The sequence below is a fragment of the Streptomyces mobaraensis genome (genome assembly GCF_020099395.1).
GTDB lineage: Bacteria > Actinomycetota > Actinomycetes > Streptomycetales > Streptomycetaceae > Streptomyces.
This window is the reverse complement of sequence record NZ_CP083590.1, coordinates 2,399,658-2,424,882: the sequence shown is the minus strand read 5'-3', so window position 1 is coordinate 2,424,882 and position 25,225 is coordinate 2,399,658. Positions and strand designations below refer to the sequence as shown.

Genomic DNA, 25,225 nt, shown 5'->3' with positions numbered 1-25,225 from the left:
CCCTCCATGCGGTACCGCCGTCGCGGCCCTTGCGGATGTCGCACGCCCTACCAAGGCCACATCAAGGAGAGTCATCGAGCGATGGCCGGTCCCGCCTTCCGCGCCGCCGCCGTCCGAGTGCGCACCCCCGCCACCAGCGCCAATCTCGGTCCCGGCTTCGACGCCCTCGGTCTGTCCCTGGGGCTCTACGACGACGTCGTGGTCCGGGTGGCCGAATCCGGGCTGCACATCGACATCGCCGGCGAGGGCGCCGATTCGCTCCCGCGCGACGAGGGTCACCTGCTCGTACGGTCCCTGCGCACCACGTTCGACCTGCTGGGCGGCCAGCCGCGCGGCCTGGAGGTCGTCTGCGCCAACCGCATCCCGCACGGCCGTGGCCTGGGCTCCTCGGCCGCCGCGATCTGCGCCGGCATCGTCGCCGCCCGGGCGGTGACCATAGGCGGGGCCGAGCGGCTCGACACCACGGCGATGCTGGAGCTGGCCACCGAGATCGAGGGCCACCCGGACAACGTCGCGGCCTGCCTGCTCGGCGGTTTCACCCTGGCCTGGATGGACGGGGGAGCGGCCCGCGCGGTGCGGATGGACCCCGCCGATTCCATCGTTCCGGTGGTCTTCGTGCCCGGCCGTCCCGTGGCGACGGAGACCGCGCGCGGCCTGCTGCCGCGCCAGGTCCCCCATGTGGACGCGGCGGCCAACGCCGGCCGGGCCGCGCTGCTCGTCGAGGCCCTGACCAGGCGCCCCGACCTGCTGCTGCCGGCCACCGAGGACCGGCTCCACCAGGAGTACCGCGCCCCGGCGATGCCGGAGAGCGTGGCCCTGGTCAACCGACTGCGGGCGGACGGCGTCCCCGCGGTCGTCTCCGGCGCGGGCCCCACGGTGCTCGCGCTGGTCGAGGACAGTGCGGCGGACAAGGTCGCACGGCTGGCGGGCGAGGGATGGGCGGCCAACCGGCTGTCGCTCGACGCCGGGGGGACGAGTGTGCTGCCGCTCGCCTGACAAGGGGCGAACGCGGTGGTACGCCGCCGAGGAAGGCCCCGCGGAAAACGCGGTTGCCGGACTTTGAGAGGGGGAATGTTTGTGGGATCCGGTAGTGTTAACCTCAAGTCTGCACCCGAAGCCACGTCGGCTCGGTGCTCTGTGTCCCGATCAGGGACCGCTTTTCTTCCGGGAGCCTCCCAGACTGCCTGAGCAGATTCGAGCACGCTCCGGAAATCGGCGTGGGCGACATGAGTGATGCGATGCGTCTTGTCCTCACTGATTTCCCCACGTCGGCATCAACGCACTGATTCTTCCGCCGTACCGCGGCGGACCACCGCCCCGGCCCGGTCCGCGATCAGGACCGCAGCCGGACAGCACAACCGGTCGCCGAGCCAGACAGGCCGACGCCCGCTCCAGGGAAGGACCCCTTCGTGAGCGACACCACCGATCTGATGGGCGTGAACGCCGCGGGCACCAAGGGTGCCGCGGGCAATGCCTCCGCGCCCGCCACGGACGCTCCCGCCGCGCCCGCCACCGGTGCTTCCGCCGCCCCCCGGCGGCGACGCTCGGGCACGGGCCTCGACGCCATGGTCCTGGCCGAGCTCCAGCAGCTCGCCTCCAGCCTCGGCATCAAGGGCACCGCGCGGATGCGCAAAGGCCAGCTGATCGAGGTCATCAAGGAGAGGCAGGCCGGTTCCGGCGCCTCCGCCAAGCCCGCCGCCGAGCCGGCCGCGGAGCAGCCGGCGGAGAAGCCGAAGCGCCGCGCCACCTCCCGGGCCCGTACCGGCGAGGCCGCCGAGAAGACCGCCGAGAAGGCACCCGCCGCCCAGCAGCAGATCGAGATCCCGGGCCAGCCGGGCGCCGAGGAGGCGCCGGCCGGTGAGCGCCGCCGTCGCCGTGCCACCGCCCCCGCGGGCTCTCCGGAGCCCACCGCCGAGGCGCGGACCGAGGCCCGTGCCGAGGTGCTGACCTCGGAGAAGCCCGAGGCCGCTGTGGACACCGCCGAGGGCCGCGGCGCCAAGGGCGACCGCCAGGAGCGCGGCGACCGCGCCGAGCGCGGTCAGAAGGGCGACCGCCGCGAGCGGGGCGACCGCGGTGAGCGCGGCGACCGTGGCGAGCGTGGCCAGCGCGACCGCCGTGACCGCCGTGGCGACGAGGCCGGCGCCGGCCAGCAGGGCGGCAACCGCCAGCAGCGCGCCGGGCGCGCCGAGGCCCCGCAGGACGACTTCGACGACGAGGCGGGCGGCCGTCGCGGCCGTCGCGGCCGCTACCGCGACCGCCGGGGCCGTCGTGGCCGCGACGAGTTCGCGAACGAGCCGCAGCTGTCCGAGGACGACGTCCTGATCCCCGTCGCGGGCATCCTGGACATCCTCGACAACTACGCCTTCATCCGCACCTCCGGCTACCTGCCGGGCCCGAACGACGTCTACGTCTCCCTCGCCCAGGTCCGCAAGAACGGCCTGCGCAAGGGCGACCACGTCACCGGCGCGGTGCGGCAGCCGAAGGACGGCGAGCGGCGCGAGAAGTTCAACGCCCTCGTGCGCCTCGACTCGGTGAACGGCATGGCGCCCGAAACCGGCCGCGGCCGCCCGGAGTTCCACAAGCTGACCCCGCTCTACCCGCAGGACCGGCTGCGGTTGGAGACCGACCCGGGCGTCCTGACGACCCGTATCATCGATCTGGTCGCCCCCATCGGCAAGGGCCAGCGCGGTCTGATCGTGGCCCCGCCGAAGACCGGCAAGACCATGATCATGCAGGCGATCGCCAACGCGATCACCACCAACAACCCCGAGTGCCACCTGATGGTCGTCCTGGTCGACGAGCGTCCGGAAGAGGTCACCGACATGCAGCGGTCGGTCAAGGGCGAGGTCATCTCCTCGACCTTCGACCGCCCGGCCGAGGACCACACCACCGTCGCCGAGCTGGCCATCGAGCGCGCCAAGCGCCTCGTGGAGCTGGGTCACGACGTGGTCGTGCTGCTCGACTCCATCACCCGCCTGGGCCGCGCCTACAACCTGGCGGCGCCGGCCTCCGGCCGCATCCTGTCCGGTGGTGTCGACTCGACCGCGCTCTACCCGCCGAAGAAGTTCTTCGGTGCCGCGCGGAACATCGAGGACGGCGGCTCGCTGACCATCCTGGCCACCGCGCTGGTCGAGACCGGCTCGCGGATGGACGAGGTGATCTTCGAGGAGTTCAAGGGCACCGGCAACATGGAGCTCAAGCTCGACCGGAAGCTCGCCGACAAGCGCATCTTCCCCGCGGTGGACGTCGACCCGTCCAGCACCCGCAAGGAGGAGATCCTGCTCGGCGGCGAGGAGCTCTCCATCGTCTGGAAGCTCCGCCGGGTGCTGCACGCGCTGGACTCGCAGCAGGCCATCGAGCTGCTCCTCGACAAGATGAAGCAGACGAAGTCGAACGCCGAGTTCCTGATGCAGATCGCCAAGACGGCGCCCGCGCCGGGCAACGGCAACGACTGACCCGGCGGCCGCCGGCAGTCTCCGGAACCTCCCCGTCACCTCGGTGGCGGGGAGGTTCCGCGTTTTCGGGCCGGGTTTTCGGGACCCCGCACGTCCGGTGTTTCCTTCGTGATCTTGCCGAGTCCTCACCGTGACCTTCTGAGACTTCCGCCACAGGAACACCCGGCGAAGTGCGGCGAAACGGCACCGGTGCGATGGGCGAAAACCCAGGTGACAGGGGGTGTGGGTGGGTTTGTCACGGCGTTCCGTCCGGTCGGTTCCTAAGAAGGCGCTCTCACGGCTCCGTGCAACCCTGTCGCAGACCTCGCCGTCTGAAAGTGGCGAGGCACCGCGCCTGATCGGGCGGCAGGGGGGAAGCCGAACCAGCGGAGGACTGAGGAGCGTATGGCGGACGAGACCAGGGGCAGGCAGGCGGGAGCGCGCCGTCGGCGCCCCGGCGGACCCCATGGCCGCAGGCGCAAGCCCCGTGCGCGCCGTACGGGCTGGCGAATAGTCCTCTGGACGGCCGCCGCGCTGGTCGTCCTGGGCGGATCCGGGATCGGATACGTCTACTTCAAGCTCAACGGCAACCTGCACGGTGTGGACATCAACTCCGCGCTCGGCACCGACCGCCCCGACAATGTGGACAACGGCTCGCAGGACATCCTCGTGCTGGGGTCCGACTCGCGGGCCGGCGACAACAACAAGTACGGCCGCGACGAGGGCAGCTCCCGCTCCGACACCGCGATGATCGTCCACGTCTACGCGGGTCACAAGCAGGCCAGCGTGGTCAGCATCCCGCGCGACACCATGGTCCCCCGGCCCGAGTGCAAGACCCTCGACGGCAAGACCAGCCCGGCCGTCCGGCGGGCGCAGTTCAACGACGCGTACTCGGTGGGCGGCGCGGTCTGCGCGGTGAAGACCGTCGAGGCCATGACCGGGATCCGGATGGACCACTACCTGGAGGTCGACTTCGCCGGCTTCCAGAAACTCATCGACAAGCTCGGCGGCGTCGAGGTGACCACCACCAAGCCGATCCGCGACAAGTGGAGCCACCTCGACCTCCCGGCCGGCAAGCACACCCTCAACGGCGAGCAGTCGCTCGGCCTCGTCCGCACCCGGCACGGCGTCGGCGACGGCAGCGACCTCGGCCGGATCAAGCTCCAGCAGGCGTTCATCAAGGCGCTGATCGACCAGGTCAAGTCCGTCGGCCTGTTCACCAGCCCGACCAAGCTCTACGGGATCGCGGACACCGCCACCAAGGCGCTCACCACCGACTCCGACCTGGCCTCGGTACAGAAGCTGCTCTCCTTCGCCAACGGCCTCAAGGGCATCGGCTCCGGCGACATGCACATGGTGACGCTGCCCGTCACCACCGACCCGCTGGACAAGAACCGCGTGGTGCCGCTGAAGGCCGCCAAGGAGATGTGGCAGGCGCTGCACGAGGACAAGCAGATCCCGGCGTCGGCCCTCAAGGACGGCGAGGGGACGAAGACGGACGCGGACGGCGTCGTGAAGTAGTCCCCGTCGAACGCCGCACGCCAGGGGCCCGGGAATAACGGGCTCGCCGACCCCGTTTTGGGGGATGCGGCCGGTACTGGCAGACTGGTACGTCGGCCCCGGTTCACGTACGGCAATCCCGCCGCACGACCCGGTGCCCTCCCGAACCTAGGAGAACCCTTGAAGCGCGACATCCACCCGGAGTACGTCGAGACCCAGGTCAGCTGCACCTGTGGCGCCTCGTTCACCACCCGTAGCACCGTCGCGGACGGCACCATCCGTGCCGACGTGTGCTCCGAGTGCCACCCGTTCTACACGGGCAAGCAGAAGATCCTCGACACCGGTGGCCGTGTGGCGCGGTTCGAGGCCCGCTTCGGCAAGAACGCCGGGACGAAGAAGTAGCGACCCGCAGGCGCCGGTCGGCCGTCCCTCCTCGGCGGGGGACGGCCGGACCGGCGCTTTGTCGTCCGGCCGGTCCGTCACTTCCAGCAGCTCCGTCACCTTCGCTTAGGGAATCTTGATGTTCGAGGCAGTCGAGGAACTGATCGGCGAGCACGCCGACCTCGAGAAGCGGCTCGCCGACCCCTCCGTCCACGCGGACCAGGCCAACGCCCGCAAGCTCAACAAGCGCTACGCCGAGCTGACCCCGATCGTCGGCACGTACCGCTCCTGGAAGCAGACCGGGGACGACATCGACACGGCGCGCGAGTTCGCGGCCGACGACCCCGACTTCGCCGCCGAGGTCAAGGTGCTGGAGAAGCAGCGCGAGGAGCTCACCGAGAAGCTCCGCCTGCTGCTCGTCCCGCGCGACCCCAGCGACGACAAGGACGTCATCCTGGAGATCAAGGCGGGCGCCGGCGGCGACGAGTCCGCCCTCTTCGCGGGCGACCTGCTGCGCATGTACCTGCGCTACGCCGAGCGCGTCGGCTGGAAGACCGAGATCATCGACTCCACCGAGTCCGAGCTCGGCGGCTACAAGGACGTCCAGGTCGCCGTCAAGACCAAGGGCGGCAACGGCGCCACCGAGCCCGGCCAGGGCGTCTGGGCCCGGCTGAAGTACGAGGGCGGCGTGCACCGCGTCCAGCGCGTGCCGGCCACCGAGTCCCAGGGCCGCATCCACACCTCCGCCGCCGGCGTGCTCGTCACGCCCGAGGCCGAGGAGATCGACGTCGAGATCAACCCCAACGACCTGCGGATCGACGTCTACCGCTCGTCCGGCCCCGGCGGCCAGTCCGTCAACACCACCGACTCGGCCGTCCGCATCACCCACCTGCCGACCGGCGTCGTGGCCTCCTGCCAGAACGAGAAGAGCCAGCTCCAGAACAAGGAGCAGGCCCTGCGCATCCTCCGCTCCCGGCTGCTCGCCGCGGCGCAGGAGAAGGCCGAGGCCGAGGCCGCGGACGCGCGCCGCAGCCAGGTCCGCACCGTCGACCGCTCCGAGAAGATCCGGACGTACAACTTCCCGGAAAACCGGATCTCGGACCACCGGGTCGGCTTCAAGGCGTACAACTTGGACCAGGTGCTCGACGGCGAGCTGGACGCGGTCATCCAGGCGTGCGTCGACGCCGACTCGGCGGCCAAGCTGGCTGCCGCACAGTAGAGATCGCGTACGGAGTTGGTCATGGAGCGCAACAGGAGGAAGGTCCAGTGAACCTGCTGCTCGCCGAGGTGGCGCAGGCCACCCAGCGGCTGGCCGACGCCGGCGTGCCCTCCCCGCGCTTCGACGCGGAGGAGCTCGCGGCCTTCGTGCACGGCGTCAAACGGGGTGAGCTGCACCTGGTCGCCGACGGGGACTTCGACGCCCGCTACTGGGAGGCCGTCGCCCGCCGCGAGGCCCGCGAACCCCTCCAGCACATCACCGGGCGCGCCTTCTTCCGCTACCTGGAGCTCCAGGTCGGACCCGGCGTCTTCGTCCCCCGGCCGGAGACCGAGTCGGTCGTCGGCTGGGCCATAGACGCGGTCCGCGCCATGGACGTCGTCGAACCCCTGATCGTCGACCTGTGCACCGGCTCCGGCGCCATCGCGCTGGCGCTCGCGCAGGAGGTGCCCCGGTCCCGGGTGCACGCCGTCGAACTGGACGAGGGCGCCCTGTCCTGGGCGCGGAAGAACGTCGAGGGCTCGCGCGTCCAGCTGCACCACGGGAACGCGCTCGACGCGCTCCCCGAGCTCGACGGCCAGGTCGACCTGGTCATCAGCAACCCGCCGTACATCCCGCTGACCGAGTGGGAGTACGTCGCCCCCGAGGCCCGCGACCACGACCCGCAGCTCGCGCTGTTCTCGGGCGAGGACGGCCTCGACACCATCCGCGGCCTGGAGCGCACCGCGCACCGGCTGCTGCGCCCCGGCGGCGTGGTCGTCATCGAGCACGCCGACACCCAGGGCGGCCAGGTGCCGTGGATCTTCACCGAGGAGCGGGGCTGGGCCGACGCGGCCGACCACCCCGACCTCAACAACCGGCCCCGGTTCGCCACGGCCCGGAAGGCCCTGCCGTGACCGCCACGGCACCCCAGACATCTGCCCCGTACGAGGAGGTTGGCTCAATGGCTCGGCGATACGACTGCGGCGACGCGACCGACCGCAGGACCGGTCTGCGTGAGGCGACCGCCGCGGTCCGCCGCGGCGAGTTGGTCGTGCTGCCCACCGACACCGTGTACGGCATCGGTGCGGACGCCTTCAGCCGCGACGCCGTCGGCGACCTCCTCCAGGCCAAGGGCCGCGGCCGGGGCATGCCCTCGCCGGTCCTCGTCGGCTCCCCGAACACCCTGCACGGGCTCGTCACCGACTTCTCCGAGCAGGCGTGGGAGCTCGTCGACGCCTTCTGGCCCGGCGCGCTCACCCTGGTCGCCAACCACCAGCCGTCGCTGACCTGGGACCTCGGCGAGACCCGCGGCACGGTCGCGGTGCGGATGCCGCTGCACCCCGTCGCCATCGAACTGCTCACCGAGTTCGGCCCGATGGCCGTCTCCAGCGCCAACCTCACCGGGCACCCGGCGCCGCAGACCTGCGACGCCGCCCAGGAGATGCTCGGCGACTCCGTCTCCGTCTACCTCGACGGCGGCCCCACCCCCGCGGACGTGCCGTCCTCGATCGTGGACGTCACCGGCAAGGTGCCGGTGCTGCTGCGGGCCGGCGCCATCAGCGCCGAGCAGCTCCGCGAGGTGGTACCCGACCTCGAGGTGGCGAATTGATCGCCCCGCAGGGGCGTGGCATAGCGGGACCGGAGACGAGCACCGACACCTTCCGCATCCTCCACGTCAGCACCGGCAACGTCTGCCGCTCGCCCATCACCGAGCGGCTGACCCGCCATGCCCTCTCCGAGCGCCTCGGCGACCCGGACGCGGGCGGGCTGGTGGTGGAGAGCGCCGGCACCTGGGGGCACGAGGGCGCCCCCATGGAGGCCCACGCCGCCACCGTGCTGACCGACTTCGGCGCGGACCCGCACGGCTTCACCGGGCGGGAACTGCTGGACGAGCACGTCATCCGCGCCGATCTGGTGCTCACCGCTACGCGTGACCACCGGGCTCAGGTCATCTCGATGGGGCACTCGGCGGGGCTGCGGACCTTCACGTTGAAGGAGTTCACCCGGCTGGTGCGGGCCATCGATCCGACGACCTTGCCCGCGCCGGACGGCGCGGGGGGTGTGGTCGAGCGGGCCCGTGCGCTGGTGCAGGCTGCCGCGGCGCTGCGGGGGTGGTTGTTGGCGCCCGACGCGGAGGCGGATGAGGTGCATGATCCGTATGGGGCGCCCATTACGTTCTTCCGCTCGATCGGGGACGAGATTCAGCTGGCGCTGGATCCTGTGGTGACGGCCCTGACCGGGGTCCCGGCGGGTTGAGGGGCCCCGGACCCGCCCCTTCGCCGTTTCCTGGGGCTGCGCCCCAGACCCCCCTTGTCCTCAAACTCCCCCAGAGGGGGTACCCCCAACGGGCTGAAATCAGCCCGTCCGGCGTTTGAGGACAGCGCGCGCGGCGCGCTTCGGGGGTGCGGGGGCGGAGCCCCCGCAGAAACGGTGAAATGGGGGTGCCCCCTCTGGGGGAGGGACCGGGGCACCCTGCACACCCCCCGCAGCGGGCCTACATTGGGTGGTGAGCACACTGCTCACGCCCACCGCACGGAGCCCCCGATGCCCGTCACCGAAGCAGCGGCCGACGCGCTCACGCGTCAGGATCCCGAAATCGCCGGCATCATCCTCGCCGAGGCGAGACGGCAGTCCGCAGGACTCCAGCTCATCGCGGCGGAGAACTTCGTCTCGGCCGCCGTGCTGCAAGCACTCGGCTCACCGCTGGTGAACAAGTACGCCGAGGGCTACCCGGGAGCCCGGCACCACGGTGGCTGCGAGGTCGTGGACATGGCCGAGCGGGTGGCGCGGGACCGGGCCGCCGCGTTGTTCGGGGCGGAGCACGCCAATGTGCAGCCGCACTCGGGTTCGGCGGCCGTGCTGGCCGCGTACGCCGCGCTGCTGGCCCCGGGGGACCGGGTGCTGGCGATGGGGCTGCGGGAGGGCGGGCACCTCACCCACGGCTCGCCGGTGAACTTCTCGGGGCGGTGGTTCGACTTCACCGGGTACGGGGTCCGCGCGGACACCGGGCGGATCGACTACGACCAGGTGCGGGACCTCGCCCGGGCCCGCCGCCCGCGGGCCGTCGTCTGCGGGTCCATCGCCTATCCGCGGCACCCGGACTACGCCCTGTTCCGGGAGATCGCCGACGAGGTGGACGCGCTGCTGATCGTGGACGCGGCGCACCCCATCGGCCTGGTCGCCGGGGGAGCGGCGCCGAGCCCGGTGCCGTACGCGGACGTGGTGTGCGCCACGACGCACAAGGTGCTGCGCGGGCCGCGCGGCGGGATGCTGCTGTGCGGCGGGCGGCTCGGGGAGCGGATCGACCGGGCGGTGTTCCCGTTCACGCAGGGCGGCGCCCAGATGCACACCGTGGCGGCGAAGGCCGTCGCCTTCGGGGAGGCCGCGACGTCGGCGTTCGCCGCGTACGTCCGGCAGGTGGTGGCCAACGCCCGGGCGCTCGCGGCCGGTCTGGCCGAGCAGGGGCTCGCCGTCGCCACCGGGGGCACGGACACCCATCTGATCGTCGCGGATGTGACCGGGCTCGGCCTGGACGGCGTCCGGGCGCGGGGCCGGCTGGCGGCGGCCGGCATCGTCCTGGACGTGTGCGGGCTGGGCCATGGCACCGCGCGCGGCCTGCGGCTGGGCACGGCGGCGGTGACCACCCAGGGGATGCGCGAGCCGGAGATGGCCCGGGTGGCGGCGCTGACGGGCGCGGCGCTGCGGGGTGACGGGGAGCCCGCGCGGCTCCGGGAGGCGGTCGCGGAACTGGCGCTGGCGTTTCCGCCGTATCCTGCGCTGGCGTGATCGTTTACCGAGCGCTCGCAACCATCAGGGGGTGGTGAACGTCTTCATCTGCATTCACGGATCCGGTCCGGACGCGAATATGGTGTGGGGCTGTGATGGCCGGCGAAATCCCTGGGGCAGCCCGTGCGTGAATACCTGCTGACGCTCTGCGTCACCGTGGCGGTCACCTATCTGCTCACGGGCCCGGTGCGGAAGTTCGCCATCGCGGCGGGCGCGATGCCGGAGATCCGGGCACGTGACGTGCACCGGGAACCGACGCCGCGGCTGGGCGGGATCGCCATGTTCGGCGGGCTCTGCGCGGGTCTGCTGGTCGCCTCGCACCTGTCGAGCCTCAAGCACGTCTTCGAGACCTCCAACGAGCCGCGCGCGCTGCTCTCGGGCGCCGGGCTGATCTGGCTGCTCGGGGTGCTGGACGACAAGTGGGGCGTGGACGCCCTGGTGAAGCTCGGCGGACAGATGATCGCCGCGGGCGTCATGGTGCTCCAGGGGCTCACGATCCTCTGGCTGCCGGTGCCCGGTGTGGGCACGGTGGCGCTGACGCCGATGCAGGGCACCCTGCTGACCGTCGCGCTGGTCGTGATCACCATCAACGCCGTGAACTTCGTCGACGGCCTCGACGGCCTCGCCTCGGGCATGGTGTGCCTGGCGGCGGCGGCGTTCTTCCTCTACGCGTACCGGCTCTGGTACGGGCACAACGTGGAGGCGGCGGCCCCGGCGACGCTGTTCGCGGCCATCCTGATGGGCATGTGCCTGGGCTTCCTGCCGCACAACATGCACCCGGCGCGGATCTTCATGGGCGACTCGGGTTCGATGCTCATCGGACTGGTGCTGGCCGCCGGCGCGATCTCCATCACCGGCCAGGTCGACCCCGATCTGCTGGGTTCCTTCACCGGGTCGGAGAAGGCGACCGTGCAGGCCACGGTGCCGATCTACATCCCGCTGCTGCTGCCGCTGACGATCATCGCGGTGCCGGTGGCCGACCTGCTGCTGGCGATCGTGCGCCGGACGTGGAACGGCCAGTCGCCGTTCGCGGCCGACCGCGGCCATCTGCACCACCGGCTGCTGGAGATCGGCCACTCGCACAGCCGGGCCGTCCTGATCATGTACTTCTGGTCCGCGCTGATCGCGTTCGGCACGGTGGCGTACTCGGTGAACTCGGCGGGCGGCGTGCTGCTGTTGATCGTCGCGCTGAGCGCCGTGGGTCTGGTGCTGCTGCTGATGCCGCGCTTCCGGCCGCGGGCGCCCCGGTGGGCCGAGCACCTGGTGCCGCCCCGCTACCGCCGCCGCAAGGCCGCCGCGCCGGCGACGGCGGAGGAGCGGCCCGAGGGGCCGGGGAGCGCGGAGAAGCCCGGGGAGGCGCTCGACGAGGAGCGGGAGCCGGTCCCCGCGGGGCTGCACGGCGCGACCGCGGTGGGCGACCGCTCGCGCTTCCGTCACGCGCGCGACATCAGCGGGCGGCGCTGAGCCCGGCGTTAGCAGAGAACAGGCCGTTCGTCAGCATGAGGACGGGCGGCTTGACTCTTGTGTGTGACAGGCAGCACACGATATAGGTAAAGACCTCATCAAATAGTTTGTGATACCGTTCACGAAACCCGTGGCAGAGCCGAAGGACCGTAGTGGAGCGCCCCCCAGCGGTTCCTTCGTCGCGAGGTCGTGCCCACACCCCGGGATACCCTCGTCCCCGACGAATCGTTGCTTCCGAATCCGCCGGAGAGACCCTTCATGCAGGCCAACGACGCCCGAACGCTACTTCAGTGCGCCGTCCCGACCGCAGTCGCGGGGGTCGTCGCCGTTGCCGTCGGATTCGCCGTCGCGGGCGGCAAGGGGGCCATCGGCGCCGCGGCGGGCATGCTGCTCGCGCTGGCCAGCATGTCCGTGGGGCTCTACATGCTCCAGCGGACCGCGCGGCAGTGGCCGCAGGTCTTCCAGATGATGGGTCTCGCCCTGTACGCCGTGCAGTGCCTGGTGATCGTGATCCTCCTCGGCATCCTGAAGGGCACGACGCTCTTCAGCTTCAAGAGCTTCGCCTTCTCCGTGCTCGTCGCGACCCTGGTGTGGGTCGCCGCCCAGCTGCGCGCCCACCTGAAGATGAAGATCCTGTACGTCGATCCGGAGGCCGCCGCCGACGCGAGGAAGCCCGCGCCGGCGGAGTCTCCGTCATGACAGGTAGGGCCGGGATAAGCCTCCGTGTGCTCACCTGCTATCGTCCGGTGCCATCTGAGGTGCAGCGGACGCAGACGGCCGGGTCCCCGCTTCCGGCGGGAGCGAATCGGCGGTCCGCGCAGCTGATGCCCGCGATGGCTCCCGGCCACCGGCCGACCTGCCGCACCCCTAACCGTAAGACCAGTCCAGTGCCGTTCCGTGGCTGCTTGCCGCGCCGACACAACGAGGTTGCCGTACCTATGCGCCACGCTGAAGGAGCTCGCGGTGAGTGCTGACCAGATGCTCGCCTTCGAGACCGATTGCCACATCTTCGACGGGTGCGGCTTCCCGACCCCAGGGCTCCACTCCTTTGTGTTCGAGCCGCTGTTCACCGTCGGCGGTATCGAGGTCAACAAGCCGATGCTCCTGGCCGTCCTGGGCTCGGTCATCACGATCGTGTTCCTCTGGGCCGCTTTCGGCCGGGCCAAGCTGGTCCCCGGCAAGCTCCAGATGGTCGGTGAGGCGGGCTACGACTTCATCCGCAAGGGGATCGTCTACGAGGCCCTGGGGAAGAAGGAGGGCGAGAAGTACGTCCCCCTCATGGTCTCGCTGTTCTTCTTCATCTGGATGATGAACCTCTGGTCGATCATCCCGGTCGCCCAGTTCCCGGTGACGTCGATCATCGCGTACCCGGCGGGTCTCGCGCTGCTGGTGTACCTGATCTGGGTGCCCCTGACGTTCAAGCGGCACGGCTTCATCGGCGGCATCAAGAACATCAGCGGCTACAACAAGGAACTCGGCTGGGTTCTTCCGCTGGTCATGGTCCTGGAGCTCTTCTCCAACCTGCTGATCCGGCCCTTCACCCACGCCGTGCGGCTCTTCGCCAACATGTTCGCGGGCCACGTGCTGCTGCTGATCTTCACGATCGCCAGCTGGTACCTGCTGAACGGGATCGGCATCGCCTACGCCGGTGTCTCCTTCGTGATGGTCATCCTGCTGACCGTCTTCGAGATGTTCATCCAGGCCCTTCAGGCGTACGTCTTCGTCCTTCTGGCCTGCTCGTACATCCAGGGCGCTCTCGCCGAGCACCACTGAGCAGACCCTCCCCACAGACCCCCAGACGTCCGGTGGCCAACCCCCACCGGTCCGTGAAAGAGAAGGAAGTAACGGCATGTCCGCTGCTCTCGAAATGGTCAACCTCGCCGCCGCCAAGGACACGTTCCACGGCAACGCCGCTGCGATCGGTTACGGTCTCGCGGCCATCGGCCCCGGTGTCGGCGTCGGCATCATCTTCGGTAACGGCACCCAGGCGCTGGCCCGCCAGCCCGAGGCGGCCGGCCTGATCCGTGCCAACCAGATCCTGGGCTTCGTCCTCTGTGAGGCGCTCGCCCTGATCGGCCTCGTCATGGGCTTCGTCTACAGCTGATCTGTAGACGGCCACTCATTACGCGACGAAAGGCACTGATGTGATCGCCCTGGTACAGCTGGCATCGGAGGAGACGGAACCCGCGTTCCTCCCCCCGCTGCCCGAGCTCGTCATCGGCACGCTGGCCTTCCTCATCGTCGTCCTCTACCTCGGCAAGAAGCTCCTCCCGAACCTCAACAAGGTCCTGGACGAGCGCCGTGCCGCCATCGAGGGCGGCATGGAGAAGGCCAAGGCCGCCCAGGACGAGGCTCAGCAGGTCCTCGACGACTACCGGGCACAGCTCGCGGAGGCCCGCAACGAGGCCGCCCGGCTGCGCCAGGACGCGCAGGAGCACGGCGCCGCCATGGTCGTCGAGATGCGGACCGAGGGCGAGCGCCAGCGCGACGAGATCGTCGCCGCCGGTCACGCCCAGGTCGAGGCCGACCGTCAGGCCGCCGCGGCCTCGCTCCGCCAGGACGTCGGCAAGCTGGCCATCGACCTGGCCGACCGGATCGTCGGCGAGTCCATGAAGGACGCCGCCCGACAGGAGCGCACCATCGACCGGTTCCTCGACGCGCTCGAGGCCAAGCCGGCCGACACGACGAAGGCTGAGGTCACGCGATGAACGGAGCGAGCCGCGAGGCCCTTGCCTCGGCACGCGAAAACCTCAACGCGCTGGCGGACAGCGCCTCGGTCGACGCCGCGAAGCTGGCCGGGGACCTTGCCTCCGTCACCGCGCTGTTCGACCGCGAGGTCTCGCTGCGCCGGGTCCTCACCGACCCGGCGCAGCCCGGCCAGGCCAAGGCCGAGCTGGCCGGACGCCTGCTCGGCGGGCAGGTCGGCGCCGACTGCGCCGACCTGGTGAGCGGCATGGTCCGCTCCCGCTGGTCGACCTCGCGCGACCTGGTGGACGCCCTGGAGGAGCTCGCGGCGTCGGCCGACCTGGCCGCCGCCGAGCGCGCCGGCCGGCTGGACGACGTCGAGGACGAGCTGTTCCGCTTCGGCCGGATCGTCGAGTCCAACCCCGGTCTGCGCGCCGCGCTGACCGACAAGGTCGCCGAGCGTTCCGCCAAGGCCGAACTGCTGCGCAGCCTGCTGGGCGGCCGGGCGAACCCGGTCACCGAGCGGCTCGTCGTCCGCCTGGTCACCGCGCCGCGAGGCCGTAGCCTGGAGGCGGGGCTCACCGCCCTCTCCAAGCTGGCCGCCGACCGCCGCGGCCGCGTCGTCGCGGAGGTCACCTCCGCGGTGCCGCTGAACGACCGGCAGAAGCAGCGGCTGGGCGACGCGCTCGCCCGGCTCTACGGGAAGGACGTCCACCTCAACCTGGACGTCGACCCGGAGGTCCTCGGCGGCATCCAGGTGCGCATCGGCGACGAGGTCATCAGCGGGACCATCGCGGACCGCCTCGCGGAGGCGGGCCGGCACCTGGCCGGCTGACGCCGGCCGGGCTGGCGGCTGACCAGCCACCAACTCAAGAGCATGACTGACGGCCCGAGTTGGGCCGACGGTGTCCCGCGGGGAAGCACCCGCGGGAGAGAAATACTTCGGGCCCAACAAGGAGAGCAGGGAACCCAGATGGCGGAGCTCACGATCCGGCCGGAGGAGATCCGGGACGCGCTGGAGAACTTTGTCCAGGCGTACAAGCCGGACGCGGCCTCGCGCGAGGAGGTCGGTACGGTCAGCCTTGCCGGCGACGGCATCGCGAAGGTCGAGGGTCTTCCCTCGGCCATGGCGAACGAACTGCTGAAGTTCGAGGACGGCACCCTCGGCCTCGCCCTCAACCTTGAGGAGCGCGAGATCGGTGCGATCGTCCTCGGTGAGTTCAGCGGCATCGAGGAGGGCCAGCCGGTGCAGCGCACCGGTGAGGTGCTCTCCGTGGGTGTGGGCGAGGGCTACCTCGGCCGCGTCGTCGACCCGCTGGGCAACCCGATCGACGGCCTTGGCGAGATCAAGACCGAGGGCCGCCGCGCCCTCGAACTGCAGGCCCCCACGGTCATGCAGCGCAAGTCGGTCCACGAGCCGATGGAGACGGGCTACAAGGCCGTCGACGCCATGACCCCGATCGGCCGCGGTCAGCGTCAGCTGATCATCGGTGACCGCCAGACCGGCAAGACCGCCCTGGCGATCGACACGATCATCAACCAGCGTGCCAACTGGCGCACCGGCGACCCCAAGAAGCAGGTCCGCTGCATCTACGTCGCCATCGGCCAGAAGGGCTCCACCATCGCGTCCGTCCGCGGCGCGCTGGAGGAGGCCGGCGCCCTGGAGTACACGACGATCGTCGCCGCCCCGGCGTCCGACCCGGCCGGCTTCAAGTACCTCGCGCCGTACACCGGCTCCGCCATCGGCCAGCACTGGATGTACCAGGGCAAGCACGTCCTGATCGTCTTCGACGACCTGTCGAAGCAGGCCGACGCCTACCGTGCCGTCTCCCTGCTGCTGCGCCGCCCGCCGGGCCGTGAGGCCTACCCGGGTGACGTCTTCTACCTGCACTCCCGTCTGCTGGAGCGCTGCGCCAAGCTCTCCGACGACATGGGCGCCGGTTCCATGACCGGTCTGCCGATCGTCGAGACCAAGGCCAACGACGTCTCGGCGTTCATCCCGACCAACGTCATCTCCATCACCGACGGCCAGTGCTTCCTGGAGTCCGACCTGTTCAACGCCGGCCAGCGCCCGGCCCTGAACGTCGGTATCTCGGTTTCCCGCGTCGGTGGCTCCGCCCAGCACAAGGCCATGCGCCAGGTGTCCGGCCGCCTCCGGGTGGACCTCGCCCAGTACCGCGAGCTGGAGGCGTTCGCCGCCTTCGGTTCCGACCTGGACGCGGCCTCCAAGGCGTCGCTGGAGCGCGGCAAGCGCATGGTCGAGCTGCTGAAGCAGACCCAGTACGCGCCGTTCGCCACCGAGGACCAGGTCGTGGCGATCTGGGCCGGCACCACCGGCAAGATGGACGACGTCCCGGTCGAGGACATCCGCCGCTTCGAGCGCGAGCTGCTCGAGTACCTGCACCAGGCGCACAAGGGCCTGATGACCAGCATCGTCGAGGGCGGCAAGATGTCCGACGACACGCTGCAGGCGCTCGGCGACGCCGTCGCGTCCTTCAAGCAGCAGTTCCAGACCGCGGACGGCAAGCTGCTGGGCGAGGGCTGAGCATGGGTGCCCAGCTTCGGGTCTACAAGAGGCGGATCAAAGCCGTCTCCGCGACCAAGAAGATCACCAAGGCGATGGAGATGATCGCCGCCTCGCGCATCGTCAAGGCACAGCGCAAGGTGGCCGCGTCGACTCCGTACGCCAGTGAGCTCACCCGGGCCGTGACCGCCGTCGCCACCGGCTCCAACACCCGGCACCCGCTGACGACCGAGGTCGAGCGGCCGACCCGGGCCGCGGTCCTGCTCGTCACGAGCGACCGCGGTCTCGCGGGCGGCTACTCGTCCAACGCCATCAAGGCGGCGGACCAGCTCACCGAGCGGCTCCGCGGCGAGGGCCGGGAGGTCGTCCACTACATCGTCGGCCGCAAGGGCGTGGGCTACTACTCCTTCCGGGAGCGCCCGGTCGCCGGGTCGTGGACGGGCTTCACGGACAACCCGACGTACGCGGACGCCAAGAAGGTGGCCGACCCGCTGATCGAGGCCGTCCTCAAGGACACGGCCGAGGGCGGCGTGGACGAGCTGTACATCGTCTCCACGGAGTTCGTGTCGATGATGACGCAGACGCCGGTGGACAAGCGGCTGCTGCCGCTGACCCTCGAGAAGACGGACGCCGAGGACGCGGCGGCGAAGGACAAGATCCTTCCGCTGTTCGAGTTCGAGCCGTCGGACGAGGCCGTGCTCGACGCGCTGCTGCCGCGGTACGTCGAGTCCCGGGTCTACAACGCCCTGCTGCAGGCCGCGGCCTCCGAGCACGCGGCCCGGCGCCGGGCGATGAAGTCGGCGACCGACAACGCCGAAGAGCTCATCAAGTCGTTCACGCGGCTTGCCAACGCGGCCCGACAGGCCGACATCACCCAGGAAATCAGCGAGATCGTCGGTGGCGCGAGCGCCCTGGCCGACGCGACCGCGGGGAGTGACCGATAAATGACCACCACTGTTGAGACGGCCGCCGCGACGGGCCGCGTCGCCCGGGTCATCGGCCCGGTCGTCGACGTGGAGTTCCCCGTCGACGCGATGCCGGAGATCTACAACGCCCTGACCGTCGAGGTCTCCGACCCGGCCGAGGCCGGCCGGAAGAAGACCCTGACGCTCGAGGTCGCGCAGCACCTCGGCGAGGGCGTCGTGCGCGCCATCTCCATGGAGCCCACCGACGGCCTGGTCCGCCAGGCGCCCGTGACCGACACCGGCGACGGCATCACCGTCCCCGTCGGTGACGTCACCAAGGGCCGGGTGTTCAACACCCTGGGCAAGATCCTGAACGACCCCGAGGCCGAGAACGAGGTCACCGAGCGCTGGTCCATCCACCGCAAGGCGCCCGCGTTCGACCAGCTCGAGTCGAAGACCGAGATGTTCGAGACCGGTCTGAAGGTCGTCGACCTGCTGACCCCGTACGTCAAGGGCGGCAAGATCGGTCTGTTCGGTGGTGCCGGTGTCGGCAAGACCGTTCTGATCCAGGAAATGATCATGCGTGTGGCCAAGCTGCACGATGGTGTTTCCGTGTTCGCCGGTGTCGGCGAGCGCACCCGTGAGGGCAACGACCTCATCCAGGAAATGGAAGAGTCGGGCGTTCTGGACAAGACCGCGCTGGTCTTCGGCCAGATGGACGAGCCCCCGGGCACCCGTCTGCGCGTCGCGCTGGCCGGCCTCACCATGGCCGAGTACTTCCGTGACGTCCAGAAGCAGGACGTGCTGTTCTTCATCGACAACATCTTCCGCTTCACGCAGGCCGGTTCCGAGGTCTCGACCCTGCTCGGCCGCATGCCCTCCGCGGTGGGCTACCAGCCGAACCTGGCCGACGAGATGGGCCTCCTCCAGGAGCGCATCACCTCGACCCGCGGTCACTCGATCACCTCCATGCAGGCGATCTACGTCCCCGCGGACGACCTGACCGACCCGGCCCCGGCCACCACCTTCGCCCACCTCGACGCGACGACGGTGCTCTCCCGTCCGATCTCCGAGAAGGGCATCTACCCGGCCGTGGACCCGCTGGACTCCACGTCCCGGATCCTGGACCCGCGCTACATCTCGCAGGACCACTACGAGTGCGCCTCCCGCGTCAAGGGGATCCTGCAGAAGTACAAGGACCTCCAGGACATCATCAACATCCTCGGTATCGACGAGCTGGGCGAAGAGGACAAGATGGTCGTCCACCGCGCCCGTCGCGTCGAGCGCTTCCTGTCGCAGAACACCCACGCGGCGAAGCAGTTCACCGGTGTCGACGGTTCGGACGTTCCGCTGGACGAGTCCATCGCCGCGTTCAACGCGATCTGCGACGGTGAGTTCGACCACTTCCCGGAGCAGGCCTTCTTCATGTGCGGTGGTCTCGAGGACCTCAAGAAGAACGCCAAGGAGCTGGGCGTCTCCTGAGCATCCCGATGCTCGCGGTCCGGGGGCGGGGCACTCCCGCCCCCGGACCGCACGTCCCCTATTCTTTGACCCAACACCCGCCGCGCCCGGCGGGTGGAGACCCGAGGAGCCACGTTGGCTGCTGAGCTGCACGTCGAGCTGGTCGCGGCGGACCGAAGCGTCTGGTCCGGCGAGGCCACTCTGGTCATCGCGCGTACCACATCGGGTGACATCGGCGTCATGCCCGGCCACCAGCCGCTGCTCGGTGTGCTGGAGTCCGGCCCGGTGACCATCAGGACCACCGGCGGCGGCACCGTCGTCGCCGCGGTGCACGGCGGTTTCCTCTCCTTCGCGGACGACAAGCTGTCGCTGCTGGCGGAGGTCGCCGAGCTGGCGGACGAGATCGACGTCACCCGCGCGGAGCGGGCTCTGGAGCGCGCGAAGGCGGAGGCCGACGGCGCCGCCGAGCGCCGCGCGGATGTCCGGCTGCGTGCGGTCGCGGGCCCTCACTAGCCCACGGCCACACTGAAGTACGTCCCTCAGCCGCGGACCGCCCGGAACAAACCGGGCCGGTCCGCGGCTGAGGCAATACAGGTGCGGTTGCTCTAGATGATGCGAGGAGGTCGGTGGTGATGGTCCTCGCTCTGCTCGTGAGCGGCATCGTCGTTCTGCTGGTACTGCTGGGACTCTTCGTCTTCGGGCTGCGCAGACGGCTCATCCAGCGGTCCGGGGGCACCTTCGACTGCAGCCTCCGCTGGGACGTCACCGAGCCGGCCGCCGACCCTCCCGGGAAGGGGTGGGTGTACGGCGTCTCGCGGTACAGCGGTGACCGGATCGAGTGGTTTCGGGTCTTCTCCTATGCGGTGCGTCCTCGGCGGACGCTGGAGCGGGATGCGATCGAGGTTCTGGAGCGGCGGGCTCCTCATGGGGATGAGGAGTTGGCACTGTTGTCGGACGCGGTCGTCCTTCGGTGTTCTTTGCGGGGGACGCTGCTTGAGCTGGCGATGAGTGAGGATGCTCTTACGGGGTTCTTGGCTTGGCTGGAGGCGGCGCCTCCGGGGCAGCGGGTGAATGTGGCGTAGGGGTGTTGCCCCGGTCCCTCCCCCAGAGGGGGCACCCCCACCTTCGCCGATTCCTGGGGCTGCGCCCCAGACCCCCTTTTCGCGGCTTCGCCGCTCGTCCTCAAACGCCGGACGGGCTGAAGTGTGCCTGAGGTGGCACTTTCAGCCCGTCCGGCGTTTGAGGACAACCGCGCGGAGCGCGGTTTCAGGGGGCCCGGGGCCGCCGCCCCGGGCCCCCGGCCGCGTCAGCGGAGACCGTTGTCCAGTGCGGTCATGAGCGTGCCGCTGTCACCGCTCATCTCCCACACCATGGCCCCGCCAAGCCTCTTCGACTTCAGCCAAGCCGTCTTCTTCCCGATCGACCAGGCGTCGTCGAACGTCCACCACTGCCCGTTGTCACCGGTGTAGCCGTACGTCGCGACCGACGTCTCGTCGTGGTACACGGTCAAGTTCGGTACGGAAGCGAGCAGGTTGTCGTAACCACGTGTACCGGACTCCTCCGGGAACTGCCCGGGTGCGGCGCCGTTCGCCTTCTGCCAGACGCCGTGGACGCCGCCGTCGGTGACCTGCTGCCAGCCTCGGCCGTAGAAGGCCATGCCGAGGACGAGCTTGCGGGAGTCGACTCCGGCGTCGAGGTAGGTCTGGACGGTCTTCTCGACGCTGAACTTGGTGGTGTACGGGTCCTTGGCGTCCGGGTACAGGTTGCCCTGGTGGCCGGTGAGGTTGGGTTCCCAGCTGTTGTCGCTGCCGGAGCCGTGGAAGTCGTACCCCTGGACGTTGGCGTAGTCCATGTAGTCGAACACGCTGGGCGTGCCGTCCTTGGTGGTGATGTCCCAGCCCGCCTCGATCTTGCCGGGGTCGGCCGGGGTGAAGGCGGAGAGCAGGTACTTCTTGCCGTCGGCCGCGCCCTGGGCGTCGAGCTGCTTGCGGAACTCGGCGAAGAGGAGGGTGTTGCCGGCCTTGTCCTCCTTGGAGATGTGGTTGCCGGCGTGGCCTTCGGAGCCGGGCCACTCCCAGTCGATGTCGAAGCCGTCGAAGATGCCGGCCGCGCTGCCGTTGCCGCCGCGTCCGTTGCTGACCGGCAGGTTGCCCTTGATGTACATGTCGATACAGGACTTGACGAACTTCTGCCGGGAAGCGTCGGTCTTGACGACGTCGGAGAAGTACTTGCTGTACGTCCAGCCGCCGATCGACATCATCACCTTGAGCTTCGGGTACTTGGCCTTGAGCTGCTTCAGCTGGTTGAAGTTGCCGGCCAGCGGCTGGTCCCAGGTGTCCTGGGTGCCGTTGACGGATTCGCCGGAGCTGAAGCCCTTCTCGTAGTCGGCCCAGGAGTCACCGGCGCCGTCGCCCTGGTTGGGGTCCTGCGGGTTGGAGCCGGTGGCCTTGGTGACGCCGTTAAGGCAGGTGAGGTTGTTCGGGTCGATGTTGCTGAAGGCGTAGTTGACGTGGGTGAGCTTGGCGGCGGCGCCGGTGGTGTCCAGGGACTTCACCGTGTAGGCGCGGCCGTAGATGCCCCACTGGGCGAAGTACCCGGCCTTGATCATGTCGCCGGAGGGCTGGGTGCCGCCGCCGGTGGTGCGGACGGTCAGCGGCGGGCTGGCCGGGCCGGTCTGGCCGGCGGTGTCCCGGGCGACGACGGTGTACGTGTAGTCGGTGCCGGGCTGGAGGCCGGTGTCGGTGTACGCCAGCTTGGCGACGGTCGCGACCTTCGCCGTGCCCCGGTAGACGTCGTACTCCTTGACGCCCTTGTCGGACGTCGCCGCCGTCCACTTGAGGGCGACGGAGGTGTCCGTGACCGCCGTGGCCTGCGGGGTGCCGGGGGCGGACGGTGGCTGGTCGGAACCGCTCTTCGTGGTGCGGAAGGTGGCGGCGGGGCTCGCGGGGCCCGTCTTGCCGTCCAGGTTGCGGGCCACCACCGTGTACGTGTACTCGGTGTCCGCCGTGAGGCCGGTGTCGGTGTAGGCGAGCTTGGCGACGGTCGCGACCTTCGCCGTGCCGCGGTAGACGTCGTACTCCTTGATGCCCTTGGAGTCGGTGGCCGCCGCCCACTTCAGGCCGATGCTGGTGGCGGTGACGCCGGTCGACTCCGGCTTGCCGGGGGCGCTGGGCGGGGTGTCGGTGGACGAGCCGTCGCACGCCCCGCCGTTGAGCTTGCAGCCGGCCGGGGTGCCGGAGCCGGTGGCGACGAAGCCGAAGGAGACGCTGCCGCCGGGCGGTATGGAGCCGTTGTACTCCCGGTTCTTGGCCGTGTAGTGCGTGCCGGAGCCGGTGATCAGGGCGTCCCAGTAGGCGCCGACGGCGGTGCCGGAGGGGAGGTCCCACTCGACGGTCCAGCCGTCGATGGCGGTCGTCCCAGTGTTCTTGACGGTCCATTCGCCCTGGTAGCCGGAGCCCCAGTCGCCGGTCTTGGCGAACGTCGCGGTCGCGGAGGCGGCCTTGAGGGGCTTGCCGGCCGCGGCCGTCGCCGGGTGGGCCGGGGCGCCGGCCGAACTCGCCGGTGCCGCGAGGCCGATGAGGGCGGCGGCCGGGAGGAGCAGGGCGCCGAGGGTGGCGACGGCGCGGGTGAGGGGGCGTCTGCGCGGGGTGTTGAGGGTGGGGTTCGTGTGATGTCGAGAGGTCTCTGATGACAAGAGAGTGCTCCTCGATGAGGTCAGGAGGTGTGGGGGGTGATGTGGGGGTGTGGGGGGGGTGGGGGGTTTCCGTGACCTGTGCGCAGCGAGGTGAGCACGCGCGTGGGCGAGGGGAGGGACGGGCCCGGCGCAGGGGTGTGCGTATCGCGAGGACGCTCACCACGACTGTGAGGGGAGCGTAAGAAGGTCCGTACCAATGGTCAAGAGGTCTGGACCATGCCCAACTCCTGGGCCAGGACGGCCGCTTGTACCCGGCTGCGCAGCCCCAGCTTGGCCAGCAACCGGCTGACGTGGGTCTTCACCGTCGCCTCCGCCATCCCCAGGCGTCCCGCGACCTCCGCGTTGGACAGCCCGCCGCCCAGGCAGGCCAGCACCTCCCGTTCGCGGCGGGTGAGGGTGTCCACGATCGCGGCGTCCCGGTGCACCGCCGGGTCGGGGGCGCGGCGGGCGAACTCGGAGATCAGCCGACGGGTCACGGCGGGCGAGATCAGCCCCTCGCCCCGGGCGACGGTCCGTACCGCCGCGAGCAGGTCGGCGGCCTCGCTGTCCTTGAGCAGGAAGCCGGCCGCGCCGGCGCGCAGCGCGCCGAAGACGTACTCGTCCAGGTCGAAGGTGGTCAGGACGAGCACGTCGGCGAGGCCCTCGCCGGCGATCCGCCGGGTGGCCGAGATGCCGTCCAGGCGGGGCATCTGGACGTCCATCAGGACGAGGTCCGGGCGCAGTTCGCGGGCGAGCCGGACGGCCTCCTCGCCGTCGGCGGCCTCCCCTGCCACCTCCACGTCCGGGGCCGACCGCAGGATCAGGACCAGCCCGGACCGCACGGACGCCTGGTCCTCGGCCACGACCACGCGGATCGGCCGTTCCCGCTCGCTCATGTGTTCTTCTCCTCGTCGTCCAGGGGCAGTTCGGCCCGTACTTCCCAGCGGCCGCCGTCGTCGGCGGCGGGGCCGGCCGTCAGCCGGCCGCCCAGCAGGGCGACGCGCTCCCGCATCCCCACCAGGCCCGCCCCGGCGCCCGGGGCGCGCGGTTCCGTGCCGCCGCCGTCGCGGCCCGTGAGGGTACTGGTCACGCGTACGGTCAGGGCCCGCTCCCGGCCGTCCGCGCCGGTCAGTTCCACCGCGACCGGGCCCGGCGCCGCGTGCTTGACGGCGTTGGTCAGCGACTCCTCGACGATGCGGTACGCGGCCAGTTCGACCGGGGCGGGCAGCGGTCCGGGGCCGCGGGCGTCGTGCAGTTCCACGGTGAGGCGCCCGTCGGGCAGCGCGGCGCGGGTCCGGTCGAGGAGGGCGTCGAGACCGTCGAGGGTGGGGGTCGCGGCCGGCTCCCCGGCCTCCTCCGCCCCGCGCAACAGGCCGATGAGGCGGCGCATTTCGGCCAGACCTTGCACGCTGTTGCCGCGGATGACGCCCAGCGCCTCGCGGGACGTCTCCGGCTCGTCGATCGACAGGGCGGCCGTGGAGTGGATCGCGATCGCCGACAGGTGGCCCGCGACCACGTCGTGCAGCTCGCGGGCCATCCGCGCACGCTCCGCGACGACCGCCTCGCGCCGGTCCATCTCGGCCAGCAGCACGGTCCGTTCGGCCGCGAGCCGGGCGGCCTCCGCCGCGTCGCGGTGCTGCCGGACGCCGACGCCCGTCCAGGCCGGGGCGATGGTGACGACGGCCAGCGCGCACCCGATGAGCACCGCCTCCGGCCGGCGGATCAGGGCCAGGGACAGCAGTGTCCCGATCACGGTGACCGCCTCGCAGGCGCGGGGGAGGAGGCGGTACGCGGCCGGGGGCCCGTAGAGCACGGCCGCGTACACCAGGTCCGTGAACATCACCGTGGTCGCGACCAGGTTGCCCGAGCACACGTCGACCGCCAGCGCCGACGCCCCCACGGCGAGTCCCACGAGGGGTCTGCGGCGGCGCAGCAGCTCGGCCGCGGCCATCACGGCCAGTGCTACGAGCGCCACCCGGCGGGGCAGCCCGCCCACCGGGCGGCTGCTCAGCCCCAGCGCGTACAGGACGAGACCGCCGAGCAGCCCGGACGCGGCGATCAGCAGGTCGTCGCGGTGCGGGAGGGAGCGGGGCATGAGGACATCACAGCACGTGGGACGGGGTGCCGTCGTCCGCCGGCGGGGCGCGGGACGGAGCGCGGAGTACATCGAAGGATGCAGTCGCGAATCGCCGTCCGTGAGGACGAGGCGGCTCG

Annotated in this window: 23 protein-coding genes; 20 read left to right on the top strand and 3 right to left on the bottom strand. The window is 70.7% G+C overall.

The annotated features are described in order from the left end of the window. The first annotated feature begins 81 nt into the window (after window positions 1-81). From thrB to K7I03_RS10085, 20 genes are all read left to right on the top strand, one after another. On the top strand, window positions 82-996 hold the full coding sequence (thrB, locus tag K7I03_RS10180) for a homoserine kinase (protein ID WP_185940173.1): 915 nt from the start codon (window positions 82-84) through the stop codon (window positions 994-996). A 413-nt stretch (window positions 997-1,409) separates the two neighbouring features. Further along, complete coding sequence (rho, locus tag K7I03_RS10175) at window positions 1,410-3,455, top strand: transcription termination factor Rho (protein ID WP_185940172.1); 2,046 nt, start codon at window positions 1,410-1,412, stop codon at window positions 3,453-3,455. Window positions 3,456-3,839: 384 nt separating this feature from the next. After that, complete coding sequence (locus K7I03_RS10170) at window positions 3,840-4,955, top strand: LCP family protein (protein WP_185940171.1); 1,116 nt, start codon at window positions 3,840-3,842, stop codon at window positions 4,953-4,955. A 159-nt stretch (window positions 4,956-5,114) separates the two neighbouring features. Continuing rightward, the gene (gene rpmE / locus K7I03_RS10165; protein ID WP_185940170.1) at window positions 5,115-5,336 is read left to right on the top strand and encodes a 50S ribosomal protein L31; all 222 of its coding nucleotides are present in this window, start codon (window positions 5,115-5,117) and stop codon (window positions 5,334-5,336) included. A gap of 118 nt (window positions 5,337-5,454) precedes the next feature. Beyond that, window positions 5,455-6,534, top strand: coding sequence for a peptide chain release factor 1 (gene prfA, locus K7I03_RS10160; RefSeq protein ID WP_185940169.1), 1,080 nt, complete (start codon window positions 5,455-5,457; stop codon window positions 6,532-6,534). A gap of 47 nt (window positions 6,535-6,581) precedes the next feature. Beyond that, window positions 6,582-7,427 (top strand): peptide chain release factor N(5)-glutamine methyltransferase, encoded by an 846-nt coding sequence (prmC, locus tag K7I03_RS10155; protein WP_185940168.1) that lies wholly within the window; start codon window positions 6,582-6,584, stop codon window positions 7,425-7,427. Between the two features lie 47 nt (window positions 7,428-7,474). Then, window positions 7,475-8,122 (top strand): L-threonylcarbamoyladenylate synthase, encoded by a 648-nt coding sequence (locus K7I03_RS10150; protein ID WP_004953289.1) that lies wholly within the window; start codon window positions 7,475-7,477, stop codon window positions 8,120-8,122. Then, a complete protein-coding gene (locus K7I03_RS10145) occupies window positions 8,119-8,769 on the top strand; it encodes an arsenate reductase/protein-tyrosine-phosphatase family protein (RefSeq protein ID WP_185940167.1) in 651 nt (216 codons plus the stop codon). Before K7I03_RS10150 ends, K7I03_RS10145 begins: the two co-directional genes overlap by 4 nt. Window positions 8,770-9,057: 288 nt before the next feature. Beyond that, complete coding sequence (locus K7I03_RS10140; RefSeq protein ID WP_185940166.1) at window positions 9,058-10,299, top strand: serine hydroxymethyltransferase; 1,242 nt, start codon at window positions 9,058-9,060, stop codon at window positions 10,297-10,299. A gap of 123 nt (window positions 10,300-10,422) precedes the next feature. Next, window positions 10,423-11,763 (top strand): MraY family glycosyltransferase, encoded by a 1,341-nt coding sequence (locus tag K7I03_RS10135; protein ID WP_224346980.1) that lies wholly within the window; start codon window positions 10,423-10,425, stop codon window positions 11,761-11,763. A 258-nt stretch (window positions 11,764-12,021) separates the two neighbouring features. Then, on the top strand, window positions 12,022-12,462 hold the full coding sequence (locus K7I03_RS10130) for a hypothetical protein (protein ID WP_185940165.1): 441 nt from the start codon (window positions 12,022-12,024) through the stop codon (window positions 12,460-12,462). Between the two features lie 279 nt (window positions 12,463-12,741). After that, a complete protein-coding gene (atpB, locus tag K7I03_RS10125) occupies window positions 12,742-13,536 on the top strand; it encodes a F0F1 ATP synthase subunit A (RefSeq protein ID WP_185940202.1) in 795 nt (264 codons plus the stop codon). A 76-nt stretch (window positions 13,537-13,612) separates the two neighbouring features. Next, on the top strand, window positions 13,613-13,867 hold the full coding sequence (locus K7I03_RS10120; RefSeq protein ID WP_004953266.1) for an ATP synthase subunit c family protein: 255 nt from the start codon (window positions 13,613-13,615) through the stop codon (window positions 13,865-13,867). Window positions 13,868-13,907: 40 nt separating this feature from the next. Next, on the top strand, window positions 13,908-14,471 hold the full coding sequence (locus K7I03_RS10115) for a F0F1 ATP synthase subunit B (RefSeq protein WP_185940164.1): 564 nt from the start codon (window positions 13,908-13,910) through the stop codon (window positions 14,469-14,471). Further along, the gene (locus K7I03_RS10110; RefSeq protein ID WP_185940163.1) at window positions 14,468-15,283 is read left to right on the top strand and encodes a F0F1 ATP synthase subunit delta; all 816 of its coding nucleotides are present in this window, start codon (window positions 14,468-14,470) and stop codon (window positions 15,281-15,283) included. Before K7I03_RS10115 ends, K7I03_RS10110 begins: the two co-directional genes overlap by 4 nt. Before the next feature lie 138 nt (window positions 15,284-15,421). After that, window positions 15,422-16,993, top strand: a complete 1,572-nt coding sequence (gene atpA, locus K7I03_RS10105) for a F0F1 ATP synthase subunit alpha (RefSeq protein WP_185940162.1) — start codon at window positions 15,422-15,424, stop codon at window positions 16,991-16,993. Window positions 16,994-16,995: 2 nt separating this feature from the next. After that, window positions 16,996-17,916 carry a F0F1 ATP synthase subunit gamma gene (locus tag K7I03_RS10100; protein WP_185940161.1) on the top strand — a complete coding sequence of 307 codons (921 nt, stop codon included), beginning with the start codon at window positions 16,996-16,998 and terminating at the stop codon, window positions 17,914-17,916. Continuing rightward, a complete protein-coding gene (gene atpD, locus K7I03_RS10095) occupies window positions 17,917-19,359 on the top strand; it encodes a F0F1 ATP synthase subunit beta (protein WP_185940160.1) in 1,443 nt (480 codons plus the stop codon). Window positions 19,360-19,473: 114 nt separating this feature from the next. Further along, window positions 19,474-19,851, top strand: a complete 378-nt coding sequence (locus K7I03_RS10090; RefSeq protein ID WP_185940159.1) for a F0F1 ATP synthase subunit epsilon — start codon at window positions 19,474-19,476, stop codon at window positions 19,849-19,851. A 119-nt stretch (window positions 19,852-19,970) separates the two neighbouring features. Continuing rightward, on the top strand, window positions 19,971-20,420 hold the full coding sequence (locus K7I03_RS10085; RefSeq protein ID WP_185940201.1) for a DUF2550 domain-containing protein: 450 nt from the start codon (window positions 19,971-19,973) through the stop codon (window positions 20,418-20,420). A 224-nt stretch (window positions 20,421-20,644) separates the two neighbouring features. Here K7I03_RS10085 and K7I03_RS10080 read toward each other — a convergent pair whose 3' ends face one another. The 3 genes from K7I03_RS10080 to K7I03_RS10070 all read right to left on the bottom strand — a co-directional run bounded on the left by K7I03_RS10080 (window position 20,645) and on the right by K7I03_RS10070 (window position 25,106). After that, window positions 20,645-23,032 carry a glycoside hydrolase family 18 chitinase gene (locus tag K7I03_RS10080; protein ID WP_185941092.1) on the bottom strand — a complete coding sequence of 796 codons (2,388 nt, stop codon included), beginning with the start codon at window positions 23,030-23,032 and terminating at the stop codon, window positions 20,645-20,647. Between the two features lie 200 nt (window positions 23,033-23,232). Further along, window positions 23,233-23,907 carry a response regulator gene (locus K7I03_RS10075; protein WP_185941093.1) on the bottom strand — a complete coding sequence of 225 codons (675 nt, stop codon included), beginning with the start codon at window positions 23,905-23,907 and terminating at the stop codon, window positions 23,233-23,235. Then, entirely contained in the window at window positions 23,904-25,106 is a 1,203-nt protein-coding gene (locus K7I03_RS10070; protein WP_185941094.1) for a sensor histidine kinase, read from the bottom strand. Before K7I03_RS10070 ends, K7I03_RS10075 begins: the two co-directional genes overlap by 4 nt. Window positions 25,107-25,225: the final 119 nt, after the last annotated feature.